Here is a 14,276-nt window from a genome sequence, read left to right as displayed (position 1 = left end):
TGACCCGGAGGCCACCACCTCCAGCGGCGCCAAGCAGCTCGGCACCACCGTCAGCGGCTCCAACGACCTGGTCACCGGACGACTGGCGGGCGCGGCCGCCGGCGACTACGACCTCGACGGCGGCACAACCAGCGTCCGCTCACCCGCGATCACCCTGCCGAGCGGAACGCTGAATTTGTCGTTCTCCTGGTATCTCGCGCACGGCTCCAACGCCTCCAGCGCCGACTTCCTGCGGGTGAAGGTCGTCGGTTCCACCACCACCCAGGTGTTCCAGCAGCTCGGCGCGGCCGCCAACCGCAACGGCGCCTGGGCCACGGCCACGGCCAACCTCTCCGCCTTCGCCGGGCAGAGTGTCCGCATCCTGATCGAGGCCGGTGACGCCTCCGGCGCCTCCCTGGTCGAGGCCGGAGTGGACGACGTCAAGATAACCCGGCAGCCCTGACCCGCCTGGGGCGCCCCCGCCGAAGGCTCGGGGCGCCCCAAGCTCTCGCGAGGCGCTCGATTCCCGCCCGGCGGGGCTCCCGGTCCTCAGGCGCGGCAGATCAACTCGCCGTGAAGGAGTGACATCCAGCCGTCCGGCTCCGCGGCCCAGGCCCGCCAGCCGTCGGAGATGCGGCGCAGATCGGCTTCGGTGGCGGCGCCGGAGGTGAGGATCTGGCGGTTCATGTCGGATTTCAGGATCCGCTCGGCCCACACGCCGCCCCACCAGGCACGATCCTCCGGTGTCGCGAAACACCAGGTCGACGAGGTGGCCGAGACGTCGGTGAGGCCCGCCGCGTGAGCCCATGACAGCAGCCGCCGGCCCGCGTCGGGCTCGCCGCCGTTGGCCCTGGCGATCCGGTGGTAGAGGGTCAGCCATTCGTCCAGCTCGGGTTGCTCGGGGAACCAGGTGAACGCGGCGTAGTCGCTGTCGCGGACCGCGACGATCCCGCCCGGCTTGCAGACCCGCCGCATCTCGCGCAACGCCTGGACCGGATCGCCGACGTGCTGCAGCACCTGGTGGGCGTGGACGGCGTCGAAGGTGTCGTCGGGAAACTCCAGCGCGTGCACGTCCGCCACGAAGAACTCGATGGTGGACCGCCCGCGCCGCTCCGCCTCCGCGCGGGCCAGGGCGAGCGCCTCCGCGGTGACCTCGACGGCGGTGACCATGCCGGGCGCGATCCGCTCCGCCAGGTCGACGGTGATGGTGCCGGGTCCGCAGCCGACGTCCAGTAGCGATGTCCCGGGCCGCAGATGCGGCAGGAGATATGCCGCCGAGTTCTCGGCGGTGCGCCATCTGTGGGACCGCAGCACCGACTCGTGGTGGCCATGGGTATATACGGCGTTCTTGTCCGTCATGGAAGATCGCTCCTTCGATCGGCTCTGTCAACCGTAACATGAGTCTCACATAGCAAGAAGAATCGTCTCATTATATGGTCGTAACGGATTTAGTACATTATTGTCGCTTACTGTCACAAGTGCTTGCTGGCGCGGGAAGGTGCGCCCACACTCAGGGCGGAAATCAGTGCGTCGATGGGGGTGGTCCTCGTGCACGAGGAGTTCAGCACGCGAGAGATCTGGCCGTTGGAGTGCCCGCACTGCCGGCACGTCTGGCAGGAGGAATACCTGGTCCGCCATCTGACCGACGGCCGCGGGCGCGACATCGTGCTCTGGCTGCGGTCCGGTGTGCTGGTCCAGCCGCCCTGGGCGGGAGCGAACTGCCCCGGCTGTGGCCGCGGGGACGCGCGGGCCTTCCCCGCGGGACACCGCCCGCGCTATACGGCCCTGCCGCTCGCGCCTACCCCGGCGGCGTTCGGCCCCGAGCCGGTCACGGAGTCGGGTTCCGTGCCCGTCCCGAATTCGCGGTATCCCTATCGGTGGACCCAGCCGGTCCTGATCTATGCCCTTCTCGGGATCGTGTTCCTGCTCTTCACGAGTTTCGAGGTCGTCGAATTCGTGGTCAGGCACCATTGAGGTGAGAGCGCTCCCAGGGCTGAGCCCGGGATCCGCATTCGGCATTCGCGATCGACGGCGAGGACGGCGTCGAGGAAATCGAGCCCACGGACGAGGTTCCCGAATGACGCCCGGCCTGAAACAAGTCGATAAAGGTGCCTCCCTGCCATAGCGCGAATGCCATTAACCGGATAGAAACATCTCATCCCTTCGTTCAAGGCTTGACGTAAGCGTCGCGGTGGCGAGAGAGCGCTCTCTCGCCACCGCGGTGATGTCACGCCGCCCATTCTCGAATAGGCAGGCCGATGAGAACTGTCCGTGACCACGGCGTGCGAGAGACCACCTCGCGCGCACGCAGAGGCATCTCCTTAGTCCGTCACCTCGCGCTCGCCGCCTCGGTGGCGGTGCTCACCGGCGCGGGGCTCGTGTCCGTCCCGGCCACCGCCGCGGCGCACACGGGCGGGGCGCCGGACTTCGGGCCCAACGTCTTCGTGTACGACCCGTCGACGCCCGTCGCGCAGATCCAGACCAAGCTCGACGAGCTCTTCACCCAGCAAGAGCACAACGAGATGGGCACGAACCGGTACGCCGTGCTGTTCAAGCCCGGCCGGTACGACGTCAACGCGAGACTCGGCTACTACACGACCGTCGCCGGGCTCGGCCGGTCGCCGGACGACGTCGACATCAACGGCGCGGTGCGGGTCGTCGGCCAGCCCGATCCGGGCTCGGTGGCCGGCATCTCCGCGCTCACCAACTTCTGGCGCTCCGCCGAGAACCTGTCGGTGACGCCGACCGACTGGTCGAACCAGTGGGCGGTGTCGCAGGCGTCGCCGATGCGACGGGTCCACATCCGCGGCACGCTCTGGCTGGAGCCGGGCAACGGCGGATTCTCGAGCGGCGGATACATCGCCGACTCGAAGGTCGACGGGATCACGATCAACGGCTCGCAGCAGCAGTGGCTGACGCGTGACAGCGCGCTCGGCGACGCCTGGACCAACGGCGTCTGGAACCAGGTGTTCTCCGGCGTGGTGGGAGCTCCCCCGGAGGGCTTCCCCAACCCGCCCTACACGACGTTGCCCACCAGCCCCGTGACGCGGGAGAAGCCTTTCCTCTACGTCGACGACTCGGGTGACTACCGGGTCTTCGTCCCCGCTCTTCGCCACAACACCTCCGGTACGACGTGGGCCGACGGCCGGCAGCAGGAGGGCTCGTCGCTGCCGATCCGCGACTTCTTCATCGCGAAGCCGACCGACAGCGCACAGAAGATCAACCAGCAGCTGTCGCGCGGCAAGCACCTCCTGCTCACCCCGGGCGTCTACCACCTGAACCAGCCCCTGCGCGTGGAGAACAAGAACACGGTCGTGCTCGGGCTGGGCATGCCGAGCCTGGCGCCCGACACCGGTGACACGGCGCTGAAGATCGACGACGTCGACGGCGTCCGGATCGCCGGCGTGCTCGTCGACGCCGGACGGCGAGAGTCCGACACGCTGGTCGAGGTCGGCGAGCGGAACAGCCGCCGGGACCACTCCCGCAACCCGATCTCGCTGCAGGACGTCTTCTTCCGCATCGGCGGACCGTGGGTGGGCAAGGCGAAGACGAGCCTCGTGGTCAACAGCGACGACACGATCATCGACAACATCTGGGCGTGGCGCGGTGACCACGGCAACGGGATCGGCTGGACGCAGAACACGGCCGACACGGGCGTCGTGGTCAACGGCGACGACGTGACGGCGTACGGCCTATTCGTCGAGCACTACCAGAAGTACCAGACGATCTGGAACGGCGAGAGGGGCCGGACGATCTTCTACCAGAGCGAGCTTCCGTACGACCCGCCGAGCCAGAGCGCGTGGACCAGCCCGACCGGCAAGGGATGGGCGTCGTATAAGGTCGGCCCCAGGGTGAAGGCCCACGAGGCGTGGGGCCTGGGCGTCTACTCCTACTTCAACCAGGGCGTGGACATCCGCGCGGACCGGGGGATCGAGGTCCCGAAGACCAAGAAGGTCAACTTCCACAACATGGTCACGGTCTTCCTCGACGGCAGCGGCGGCATCGAACGGACGATCAACGAGGCGGGCACCCCCGTCGTCGGTTCGTACGGCACGAGCACCGTCGTCAGTTATCAGTGAGGTGACCCGACCTCCGTCAGGTCCGTACGGCGCGGTCGTCGGTTGTCAGTGAGGTGACCTCCGTACGGCACGAGCACCGTCGCCGGCCGCCCGTGACCTGACGACCGGCGAACCCGACAGGCCGGCCCGGAGTTTTCCGGGCCGGCCGCCGGCGTCTCTCGCGCACCGGCCTTTCCGAAGTGCGCTGTTTTGGTCTGTTCTTGGACGGGACCCGACAGTTAGGGTCATATCGCCCCCGGCCCCCCGGGGGGCTACCGGTTCCCTGATCACTCGTGCCCCCGGACAAGAAGGACCTGCATGACGAAGCACCGGCTTGACCCCACCCCCGAAACGGTGACCGACGTCTTCTCCCGCGACCTTCCGGCCGCGCTGACCGTCGACCCGGGTGACACGATCGTCGTGCACTCCCTGGACGCCTCGGGACACCTGGAGCGGCAGCGGACGCCCGGTGAGGTCCGTCCGAAGATGTTCAGCGCCAAGCGCGGCCACTGCCTCGCCGGGCCCATCGCCGTACGCGGCGCCGAACCGGGGATGATGCTCGCGGTGCGGCTGGTCTCGCTGCGGCCCGACGAGTGGGGCTGGACCGTCGCCGCCGCGGTGGACAACCCGCTCAACCGGCGGCTCGGGGTGGCGGGCGGGCCCCCGACCTGGCTGCTCTGGGAGCTGGACGCCGACAAACTCGTGGGCCGCAACAACCACGGGCTGTCGATGGACCTCGCGCCCTTCCTGGGTGTCATCGGCCTGCCGCCGGACGAGGCCGGTGAGCACTCGACGACCCCGCCCCGTCCGTCCGGCGGGAACATCGACTGCCGCGAACTGGTCGCCGGCTCGACCCTCTACCTGCCGGTGACCGTGCCCGGCGCGCAGCTGTGCCTCGGCGACGGGCACGCCGCGCAGGGCGACGGCGAGGTGTCCGGCACGGCGATCGAGTGCGGGATGACCACCGAGATCGTGGTCGACCTGGTGACCGACCGGCCGATCCCGACGGTGCACGCGGTGACCCCGGCCGGCCGCGTCACCTTCGGCTTCAGCGCCGACCTCAACGAGGCGTCCGCACAGGCGCTGGACGCCATGCTCGGCTGGCTTCAGTCGATGTTCGGGGTGGACAAGGCCACCGCCCTCGCGCTGGCCAGCCCGGCCGTGAGCCTGCGGGTCACCCAGGTGGCCAACCAGGTGTGGGGCGTCCACGCCGTGCTGCCCGAGGGCGTACTGCGCTGACCGGGCGACCCGCCCCGCGGGCCGGATGACCCGCGGCGGCTCCCGTCAGAGGCGGAAGTCGAGGTCGGGAACGACCTCGGCGACGTCCATCTGGGCCTTCTGCAGCTTGCCGGAGTAGTCCCAGTTCATGGCCTGCCAGCGGGTGAACTGGTCGAGCACCCACACCCCCGACTGACGGCTCCCGTTGCCCGACTTGCCGTTTCCGCCGAAGGGCAGGTGGGCCTCCGCGCCCGAGGTGGAGTTGTTGACGCTGACCATGCCGGCGCCGATGCCCTCGCGGAACCTGAAGGCGGACTTGGGGTCGGTGGTGTAGATGGAGGAGGACAGTCCGTAGCCGGGGCGGTTGGCCAGCTCGACGGCCTCGTCCAGGGTCGTGAAGGTGCTCACGCCGACGATCGGCCCGAAGGTCTCCTCAAGGAAGAGCCGGTCGTCGGGGCGCACGCCGTCCACGACCACCGGGTGGTAGTAGAGGCCGCCCTCCCCGGAGAAGTCGCCGCGGGCGTTGTCCGGGGTGATCCGGCCGGTGGCGCCGGAGACGACCGTGTGGTGCGGCTGGATCCAGCCCAGATAGTCCTCGTACCGTGACGCGAACTTGTGGTCGAGCATCGGCCCGCACAGCACGTCTCCGGCCGGGTCGCCGATCACGGCCTCGGCCACCGCACGCGTGTAGCGGTCGAGGAACTCGTCGTGAACGTTCTCGTGCACGATCACCGTGCCGAGCGAGGTGCAGCGCTGCCCCGCCGTGCCGAACCCGGCGAACAGCGCGCCCTCCACCGCCAGGTCGAGGTCGGCGTCGGGCATGACCACCATCGGGTTCTTGCCACCGAGCTCCAGGCAGGGGGACTGCAGGTGCCGCCCGCACAGCTCGCCGATCCTCCGGCCCACCTCGGTGGAGCCGGTGAAACCGACCTTGTGCACCGTGCCCTCGCCCAGCGCGGTCTCCAGGCCTTCGAACGTCGCCTGGCCGTCGGCGAGCACCAGGTTCAGCACGCCCTCGGGCAGCCCCGCCGCCGCGAACAGCCGGTAGAGCGCCTCCGCCGAGGCCGCGGCGTACTCGGCGGGCTTCCACACGACCGCGTTGCCCGACAGCAGCGCCGGGACGAGATACCAGGACGGCACCGCGACCGGGAAGTTGCCCGCGGTGATCACCGCGGCCACTCCCACCGGGACCCGGAAGGTGAACAGGTTCTTGTCCGGCATCTCCGAGGGCACCGTCTGCCCGTAGAGCCGCCTGCCCTCGCCGAGGAAGAAGTCACACGTGTCGATGATCTCGCGGACCTCGCCCAGCGCCTCGGCGTACGGCTTGCCGATCTCCCGGGTGACCAGGCGGGCCAGCGCCTCGGCGTTGGCCTCCACCAGCCGTCCGATCGAGGCGATCACCCGGCCCCGGACGGGCGCGGGAACCGCCGCCCACTCCTTCTGGGCCGCGGCGGCCGTACGGCACGCGGAGGAGAACGTGCCCGCGTCCGCCAGCTGGACCCGGGCGACCACCTCGTCCACCTTGGCGGGGTTGATCGAGTCGTAGGCCGTGCCGTTCGGGACTTCTTTTCCGCCGATGACGGAACCGATCTCGCGGGTCATCGTTGACCTCCTGTTTTGGGCTTGTGACCGCATTCTCCCCGCAAAGGAGAGCTCGTCACCGGACGTCTAGGGCGGATGCTCCGTCCTTCAGGGCGGGGAGGATGTCAAAGCATGCGGAAATCGGCGAAGTCGAAGCCGGGGGAGACGACGCAGCTCACCAGCACGCCCTCGTCGCCGGCCGGGCGGGCGGCCTGCCAGGTTCCGGCGGGCACCAGGACCTGCGGGGCCTGTCCCTCCTCCACCGCGGGGCCGAGGATCGTCGTGCTGGAGGGCTGGCCCTCGTGGCCGCCGAGGATCAGGGTCAGCGGGCCGCCCCGGTGCCAGAGCCACACCTCGTCGGAGCGGACCACGTGCGGGCGTGACTCCTCGCCGGGCTCCAGCAGGAAGTAGATCCCGGTGGCGGTGGCCCGCGCCCCGCCGTACCCGGGCGGGGTGACGTCGGCGGAGGTCTTCCATGTCTCCCGGTACCAGCCGCCCTCGGGATGCGGCAGCAGGTCCAGGGCCTCGGCGAGTGGAGGGCGGATGGAGGTTGTCATTGGACCGATGATAGTGGCGACGTTTTCATGCCGGTCGGTCGGACCGGCCTGGCACGCCGCATGGTCATCGGGGGCCGCATGTACTGCCGGCCGCCCGGGCGGAGGCCCGGCCTGCCCAATGGTGGCCCTAATCGCCTATATACGATCTAATCGCCTATATAAACGCATTACCGGCGTCAAGGTTGAGCATTCTCCGTGCGTTCATCCCGGTGACCACATCATGAGAGGAATCGTTCAGGCCGGAGGACTTGGGTCCATTATGTATCTACCGATATGTAATGGAAAAGGTACCCCCTGTGACTTCCTCGATCTCTCGCCGCAACCTGCTGCGTTCCAGCGCAGTGGGTGGCCTGGGCATTGCCATCGTCGGCAGTATCGAAGCGATTGCCGGCCCCGCCGCCGCACAGGCCGCTCAGACCGGTGTCAAGGCGGTGGGCTACGGCCCGGTCGTCGCGGACCCGGCCGGCCTGCTCGCACTCCCGAAGGGTTTTTCCTACAAGATCGTCGCTCAGGCGGGGAAGACGCTGCTCGAGTCGGGAGAGCCGACCCCGAGCGACGCCGACGGCACCGGCTTCTTCAAGGGCCGCCACGGCTCCGTCCTGGTCAACAACCACGAAATCGACGGCACCGAACCCTACGGCGTGCCCGCCCTGCCGGGCCTGACGTACGACCCGGGTGCGCGCGGCGGCACCACGAACATCGAGGTCGACAACCGCGGCAACCGCATCCGTGAGTATGTCAGCGTGGCCGGCACGCACAACAACTGCGCGGGTGGCATCACCCCCTGGGACACCTGGCTGACCTGCGAGGAGACCGAGGCGCGCGCCGGCGGCGCGCTGCAGAAGGACCACGGGTACGTCTTCGAGGTCGACCCGTTCGACCGCAAGGCCAACCTCGACCCGATCCCGCTGAAGTTCCTGGGCAGGTTCGCGCACGAGGCCGTCGCGGTCGACCCGCACACCTCCGCGATCTACGAGACCGAGGACGCGGGCAGCCCGCTCGGGCTGTACTTCCGCTGGACCCCGCCGAGGCACTTCCGGGCCGGCAAGGGCGCGCTGCGAAAGCTCGCGCTCAGCAAGGGCGGCGACACCGCGGGCACCCTGGAGGCCATGAGCTGCTTCAAGGGAAGCAAGCACATCGCCGACCTGTCCGAGGCCACCCAGCCGGGCACCACGTACAAGGTGAAGTGGGTCAACGTTCCCGACCGCGACGCCAAGACCGTCTCGGTGCGCAAGCAGTTCAGCGACGACCAGGTCACCCGCAGCCGCAAGCTCGAAGGCGCCTGGTGGTCCGACGGCGGCGCCTACTTCGTCGCCAGCTTCGCCCGCGCGGACGACGGCAGCGTCAACGAGCACGACGGCCAGGTGTGGTTCTACAACCCCAAGACCGAGACGGTCACCCTTAAGACGATCTTCGGTGTGAACCCGGACCCCGAGAAGGACACCGACTACGACGGGCCGGACAACATCACCGTCTCTCCGTACGGCGGGGTCATCCTGGCCGAGGACGGCGAAGGCGTGTCGCACCTGGTCGGCGTCACCAAGCAGGGCAACGCCTACCCGATGGCCCGCAACGATTTCAGCACCAGCGAGTTCACCGGCCCGACCTTCAGCGAGGACGGGAGGATCCTGTACGCCAACATCCAGAGCCCGGGCTACGTGTTCGCGATCACCGGTCCCTGGGGCCGGCCGAGCGAGGGCGACGACCACGGCCACGGAAACGGTCACGGAAACGGCCACGGCCACCACTGACCGTCGTACGACCGCGGGTGCCGCGCCGCCCTGCGCCGTTCAACGGCGCAGGGCGGCGCGGCGTCTTCCATCGGTGAGAACCGGCAAGAAGGGGCCCCTGACCGGCATGCGCGCGGGTCGGGGGCTCCTGCCGGGTGTCCGGGCCCGAATCGCCAGGTGGGGGTAAAGTCCTCCGCCCGGCAGCGGCATGGACGGACCTCGACATCACAGGCTCTCTCCGCGGCCGCCGGTGTCGTGATGGACTGAATCCGGTGAAGACCGCCGCTCGCAGTCGTCGAAGGGATCTCTCATCATGTCGCCGCGGTTCGGGGGCGGGCTGACGGCAACCGCGGGTGTTCTGATCGCCCTCGTCATGGTGGGGCACCGGCTGCTGCCGAACTGGCACGGAGGGGGCAACACGCTCGACAGCGGCCTGCCGTGGCTGGGCCTCGTGGTTCCCGTCATGCTCCTGGTCGCGCTCGTCCGGCGGTCATGGCTCGTGCTGGCGGGAGCCATGGTCCCCGCCGTGATGTGGGCGGTGATGTTCGGACCCGCGTTCGTCCGCGCCCCCGGCATCGCCGGCATCGTGCCCCGGGACCTGCGCGTGGTCCACCAGAACGTCAGCTACTCCAACCGCGACCTGGCGACGACCGCCAAGGCGCTGCGGGCCACCGACGCGGACATCCTCGTGGCCGCGGAGGTCCCCGACGATCCGGTGCTGAGGAACGGCACGGTCGATCCCGTCTTCGGCCGGGAGATCAGCCCCGGCTACCCGTATCAGTTCCCGGACAATCCGGGTGTGGCGGTGTGGAGCCGGTACCCCTTCGACGACCGGCCACGGCAGGTGCCCGGAGTGCCGCGCTCACGTCAGGCCGTCATCCGTACGCCGCAGGGGCCGGTCAGTTTTTACGCGGTGCACCTCGCGTCCTTCCGCCCCAACGAGCCGTCCGTCATCGCCAACCGCAACGCCGAGGTGGAGGCGCTGGCCCGTGCGATTCAGGCGGACCCCAGCCCTCGGATCATCGTCGCCGGCGACCTGAACACCGCCACCACCGACCGGGAGATGAGGCGTCTCACCGCACTCCTGTCGCCCGTGTCGGAGGAAGCCGGCACCGGCCTGCAGTTCACCTGGCCCGCGAAGCTGCCCGCCGTCCGCCTGGACCACGTGCTCACCCGCGGGTTCATAGCCCTCGACAGCCGGGTGCTGCCGATGACGGGCAGCGACCACCGTGCGATCCTGACCGATCTGAGAGCGTCTTCGATTTCCGGTGGTTGTCTGAGGTTTTCAGACAGCTTGGGTCGGTGTGGCCGTTCCCGCGCGGGGTCCGTACTCTGCGCTGAGGCGGATGACGGGGGTGGCGCGGGCGCGGTGGAAACCGGTCCGGTGCTGGAAATCGCGTGCACGACCTGAGCGGCTCCCCAGGGGGTGGCCGCTCTGGGGTTCGTGTCCCGCCGGACGCTGTCCCACCGTGGTGGGGGCGGGAACCGTACGCCACTCCGGCACACGGCGAGAAGCTTGTGCGAGCCCGGCCTCACCCCGAACCACCCGGGCGCCCTGGGCTACCCGTGGGGGCCGTCCGGGGCGTTTAGGCGTGGACCGGCCCTTACCCAAAGTAGGGCCGGGCCGGTCGGGGCGGACGAAGGAGTCACGGCCGGTACGGTTGGCGCGGCGCACCCGCCGGGCCTCGGCGCGGGGACGCCGGGCGCGGGCGACGTTGCCCTCCACCACGACGGTGATGGTGCGGTGACCGGTGGCCCGATCGGTGCGGGTATGGGATTGGCCGAGCAGGCCACGCGCCACGATCCGCTCGGCGGCCGCCCAGTCGCGATCGGCCGACAGCCCGCAGGAGCAGCGCGCCCATTTCCAGCCCGCCCGTTTGGGCCGGTCTGGCGCCGCCACATGCTGCAGGACACTGGTGCCGGTGCCGCAGCGCGGGCAGTACTTCGAGGTGCCCCGCGCCGGAACGGTCACCACGGCGATGCTCGCTTTGGCGGCCAGGTGCCGGATCGCCGCCACCACTAGGCCGCGCACCTGCCCGGACAGGCGGGCATTCCCCCGGCGGCGCCCCCGCGCCTGCAAGGTGGCCAGATCTTCCAGGTAGATGACACCGGCGCCGGTGGCGATCGCCTGGTCTACCGCCCAGCGGGCCGCCGACCAGGCCAGCGCATGATTGAGGCGGCGGATTCTCGCACATACCCGCTCATGCTCGGCTGCGGCGCGGGCGTGGTGGTGCTGCAGGTCGGCCCACTGGAAGTGCGGGGCGCACATTCCCGGCAGCAGTGCGGCGTAGTGGTCGCGTTTGGCGGCCAGGCGTTCGCGGTGGGCGCGTAGCCGGTGTAGTTTCGCCGAGATCGCGGTTGCGTCGTAGCGCAGCATCCGCCCGTCGGAGACCACTCGCCCACCCGCAGGGCCAGTCGTCCGCCCGCTGCCCGGCTTGCCGGTCAGTCCATCATCGGTCGGGTGGGTCAGGCGGGCGACGGTGCCGGTCAGCAACGTGTTCACCCCCCAATCCAACCCCAGCCCCACCCGATGCCCCACCGCCGAAACCACCGGCAACGGGACGGTGAACGGCAGATCCACCCGCAACCGGTGTGCGGCCACCCGCAGCGTGGGCGCACACCAGGCGGCGTGGGTGGGCACGTGCGGCGGCACCGTGAACACGATCACATGCCACGCCCAATCGGCCCGCGAAACCGGGGCCGCCACCAGCGGTAACTTCACCCGCAACACCGCTGTCTGTGGCCCATCGTGCCCGTCGCCTGCGGCTGGCCCGCCGCCCTTATCCGTCCCCGGTCCGCCCGAGGCGCCGGCGTCCGCGGGTACTGCGGTGGCGCGGGTCAGGGTGACCAGTTGCTTGTCGGCCGCGGCCAGCAGCACCTGCGCCGCCACCACCGGCACCTCCTCCAACCCGGTCACATCAATGGGCAAGCTTCCGTGCGCGGTCAGGTGCGCGCGGACCTGCCGGGTGCGGTTACGGATCTGCGCTGTACTCACCCCAGCGGGCAGCGCCGCGCGCAACGCCCGCCATTCGGCCTCCGAGTGCCTGGCCGGGTCGGCTGGCCAGGTCGCGCACACCGCCGCCAGCACCGTCCGGCGATGCAGCGCCAGCCGCAGTGCCCGGGCGGCCTCTTCCTCGGCGATGCGCCGCACCCGCTCGGGCACATACACCCCCGCCGGGGCGGCACACCCCCAGCTCAACCGGCGAACGGCCATCCACCCCTTGGCCGGTAACGCCCGACCGTCGCTGCTTGTGCCGGAGGCGAGGTCACTCAGGGCGGCACCGGTCCATCGTTCGGTGAGGATCTGGGTGGTCATGGTCTGGGCGAGTGCGGCCAGCCAGCCCACCCGCCGCACCAGCGTCCGCTCACCCACTACTTCACCGCTGGACTCCAGTGCCGCCCGGTAGGCGGTACAGGATGCCGTCGCCATCAGCACCGCCATGCTCCGTTTACCCCCGATCCCGGTCACCACCAGCCCCGACAGCCCCACCCGCCGCAAACGCTACCGGCCACCACCGACACTTTTCCGGGCCTTCCTCCAGGTCACCACTTTGAGGAGAAACACCGAGGGATGCTCGACAGCCGACCTATCAGACCCATAGGTCCGCATAGGTTCACATAGCGTTCTGGGCCAACAGCGCGAACCCTCCGTGAAGGCAACCGGCGACTCACCGGCGTCACGGTGAGAACGCCCCGAAATCCCTGATCCGCGTCGGCGGCCATCCCGTCGCCGGTCCTGAGCGCCTCGATGCCCGGACATCGTCGCTCCCGGCCGGACCGGCGGCGGGCAGAGGTTCTCACCGTCCCTCTCGCCGGGGGCCGGGCCCCGCCGAAGTAGATCTTTGCCACAACCACCGGTACGGTGCGCGAGGCCGCCCCGCGCTCCGGCGCGGCCGATACGTGTGAACGACCGTGATGGTGGAAGGACAGCAAAAAAGATGAAGGCCGAAAATCGCCGATCCCTGCGGCTGCTTGTCACCGGAGGTGGGACCGGCGGTCACACCTACCCCGCGTTGACCACGGTCGGGGCGGTCAGGGAGCAGGCCGCCGCTCGCGGCCTCGACCTCGACGTGCTCTGGGTGGGTACGGCGAGCGGCCTCGAGGCCCGCATCGCCGCCGAGAACGGCATCCCCTTCCGAGCGATCAAGGCGGGCAAGCTCCGGCGCTCGCCCAACATGCGCGAACTGCTCACCAACCTGGCCGACATGTTCCGGATCCCCGTCGGAGTCCTGCAGGCTTTCGGGGTCGCCGCCCGATACCGGCCGGATGTGGTGCTGTCCACCGGCGGGTACGTGTGCGTGCCCCTGGGACTCGCCGCGCGGGTGCTCGGCCGCCCGCTGGTGATGCACGAGCAGATCACCTCACTCGGCCTGGCCAACCGCATCCTGTCGCGGTTCGCCACCCGGGTCGCACTCACGCATCCGTCGTCGATCGAGCACCTGCCCGCCTCGGCGCGCGGCCGGGCCGTCGTGACCGGCAACCCCGTCAGGACGCACCTGCTGCACGGCGACGCCGCCTCGGCACGGCGGCACTTCGGACTCTCACCGGAGCTGCCCCTGATCTACGTGACCGGCGGCGCGCAGGGAAGCCGCCAGATCAACACCATGGTCGAGGCGATCCTGCCCTCGCTGCTCACCCGCGCGCAGGTGCTCCACCAGTGCGGCCCCGACTGGATCGCCCAGCTCACGCGGGCGGCGGACGGGCTGCCCGCCGAGTTGAGGCAGCGCTACCAGCCGGTGCCCTACGTCGGCGACGAACTGGCCGACGTCTTCGCCGCCACCGACATCGTGATCTCCCGCAGCGGCGCGGGAACCATCGCGGAGCTGACCGCCGTGGGCAAGCCGTCGGTCCTCATTCCCCTGGTCCCGTCCGCCGGGGACGAGCAGCGCCAGAACGCCCGGTATCTGGTCGAGTCGGGCGCCGCGCGAGCGTTGCTGGAGAACGGCCCCCGCGCCGACCAGCTCCTCGCGGAGCTCGACGTCCTCCTCGGAGACCAGGCGGCGCGCGCCCACATGGCCGCCGCGGCCCGGTCGCTGAGCCGCGTCGACGCGGCCGGCGTTCTCGCTAAGGTCATCCTCGAAGAGGCACACGTCCCCGACCTCACCTGAGCGGTCCGTGGCGACAGCCGTACGGGGGCGTGGCGACGGCGGTTC

The 14,276-nt window shown here is 69.9% G+C and carries 10 protein-coding genes and 1 pseudogene; 7 read left to right on the top strand and 4 right to left on the bottom strand.

From position 1 onward, the window contains the following. Positions 1–442, top strand: a 442-nt coding sequence (locus CHC08_RS11580) for a choice-of-anchor J domain-containing protein (protein WP_179281984.1), incomplete at its 5' end; no start/stop codon positions are given. Between the two features lie 86 nt (positions 443–528). Here CHC08_RS11580 and CHC08_RS11575 read toward each other — a convergent pair. Continuing rightward, the gene (locus CHC08_RS11575; RefSeq protein WP_089207222.1) at positions 529–1,338 is read right to left on the bottom strand and encodes a class I SAM-dependent methyltransferase; all 810 of its coding nucleotides are present in this window, start codon (positions 1,336–1,338) and stop codon (positions 529–531) included. 174 nt (positions 1,339–1,512) lie between these two features. On the opposite strand from CHC08_RS11575, the gene CHC08_RS11570 reads away from it, so the two are divergent. The 3 genes from CHC08_RS11570 to CHC08_RS11560 all read left to right on the top strand — a co-directional run bounded on the left by CHC08_RS11570 (position 1,513) and on the right by CHC08_RS11560 (position 5,276). After that, positions 1,513–1,953 carry a hypothetical protein gene (locus CHC08_RS11570; RefSeq protein ID WP_089207221.1) on the top strand — a complete coding sequence of 147 codons (441 nt, stop codon included), beginning with the start codon at positions 1,513–1,515 and terminating at the stop codon, positions 1,951–1,953. Positions 1,954–2,237: 284 nt separating this feature from the next. After that, positions 2,238–4,058: an adenylyl cyclase gene (locus CHC08_RS11565; RefSeq protein ID WP_218825252.1), complete on the top strand. Its 1,821-nt coding sequence runs from the start codon at positions 2,238–2,240 to the stop codon at positions 4,056–4,058. 297 nt (positions 4,059–4,355) lie between these two features. Then, positions 4,356–5,276 (top strand): acetamidase/formamidase family protein, encoded by a 921-nt coding sequence (locus CHC08_RS11560; protein WP_089207220.1) that lies wholly within the window; start codon positions 4,356–4,358, stop codon positions 5,274–5,276. Between the two features lie 45 nt (positions 5,277–5,321). Here the strand turns inward: CHC08_RS11560 and CHC08_RS11555 are convergent, their stop codons facing one another. Then, positions 5,322–6,857: an aldehyde dehydrogenase family protein gene (locus CHC08_RS11555; protein ID WP_089207219.1), complete on the bottom strand. Its 1,536-nt coding sequence runs from the start codon at positions 6,855–6,857 to the stop codon at positions 5,322–5,324. Positions 6,858–6,961: 104 nt separating this feature from the next. Continuing rightward, positions 6,962–7,393: a cupin domain-containing protein gene (locus CHC08_RS11550; protein ID WP_089207218.1), complete on the bottom strand. Its 432-nt coding sequence runs from the start codon at positions 7,391–7,393 to the stop codon at positions 6,962–6,964. A gap of 296 nt (positions 7,394–7,689) precedes the next feature. Here CHC08_RS11550 and CHC08_RS11545 point away from each other — a divergent pair, with 296 nt between their 5' ends. Further along, entirely contained in the window at positions 7,690–9,144 is a 1,455-nt protein-coding gene (locus CHC08_RS11545) for an alkaline phosphatase PhoX (RefSeq protein ID WP_245878263.1), read from the top strand. A 292-nt stretch (positions 9,145–9,436) separates the two neighbouring features. After that, positions 9,437–10,339: pseudogene (locus CHC08_RS51445) on the top strand (endonuclease/exonuclease/phosphatase family protein); the annotation flags it as partial. A gap of 69 nt (positions 10,340–10,408) precedes the next feature. Here CHC08_RS51445 and CHC08_RS52765 read toward each other — a convergent pair. Then, positions 10,409–12,565, bottom strand: coding sequence for a zinc ribbon domain-containing protein (locus CHC08_RS52765; RefSeq protein ID WP_143653178.1), 2,157 nt, complete (start codon positions 12,563–12,565; stop codon positions 10,409–10,411). A 496-nt stretch (positions 12,566–13,061) separates the two neighbouring features. Here CHC08_RS52765 and murG point away from each other — a divergent pair, with 496 nt between their 5' ends. Next, the gene (gene murG / locus CHC08_RS11530; RefSeq protein WP_089207214.1) at positions 13,062–14,231 is read left to right on the top strand and encodes an undecaprenyldiphospho-muramoylpentapeptide beta-N-acetylglucosaminyltransferase; all 1,170 of its coding nucleotides are present in this window, start codon (positions 13,062–13,064) and stop codon (positions 14,229–14,231) included. The last annotated feature ends 45 nt before the right edge of the window (positions 14,232–14,276 follow it).

Origin of the sequence: Streptosporangium subroseum (assembly GCF_900188345.1) — a bacterium.
GTDB lineage: Bacteria > Actinomycetota > Actinomycetes > Streptosporangiales > Streptosporangiaceae > Streptosporangium > Streptosporangium subroseum.
The sequence above is the reverse complement of the archived record's forward strand: the minus strand, read 5'-3'. Positions and strand labels throughout refer to the sequence as shown.

What these genes read in the sequence shown, in the direction of transcription:
- CHC08_RS11565 (WP_218825252.1), top strand. Translation starts at nt 2,238, where the DNA reads ATGAGAACTGTCCGTGACCACGGCGTGCGAGAGACCACCTCGCGCGCA.
- CHC08_RS11575 (WP_089207222.1), bottom strand. Translation starts at nt 1,338, where the DNA reads ATGACGGACAAGAACGCCGTATATACCCATGGCCACCACGAGTCGGTG.
- CHC08_RS11550 (WP_089207218.1), bottom strand. Translation starts at nt 7,393, where the DNA reads ATGACAACCTCCATCCGCCCTCCACTCGCCGAGGCCCTGGACCTGCTG.
- murG (WP_089207214.1), top strand. Translation starts at nt 13,062, where the DNA reads ATGAAGGCCGAAAATCGCCGATCCCTGCGGCTGCTTGTCACCGGAGGT.
- CHC08_RS11570 (WP_089207221.1), top strand. Translation starts at nt 1,513, where the DNA reads ATGGGGGTGGTCCTCGTGCACGAGGAGTTCAGCACGCGAGAGATCTGG.
- CHC08_RS11560 (WP_089207220.1), top strand. Translation starts at nt 4,356, where the DNA reads ATGACGAAGCACCGGCTTGACCCCACCCCCGAAACGGTGACCGACGTC.
- CHC08_RS11555 (WP_089207219.1), bottom strand. Translation starts at nt 6,857, where the DNA reads ATGACCCGCGAGATCGGTTCCGTCATCGGCGGAAAAGAAGTCCCGAAC.
- CHC08_RS52765 (WP_143653178.1), bottom strand. Translation starts at nt 12,565, where the DNA reads ATGGCGGTGCTGATGGCGACGGCATCCTGTACCGCCTACCGGGCGGCA.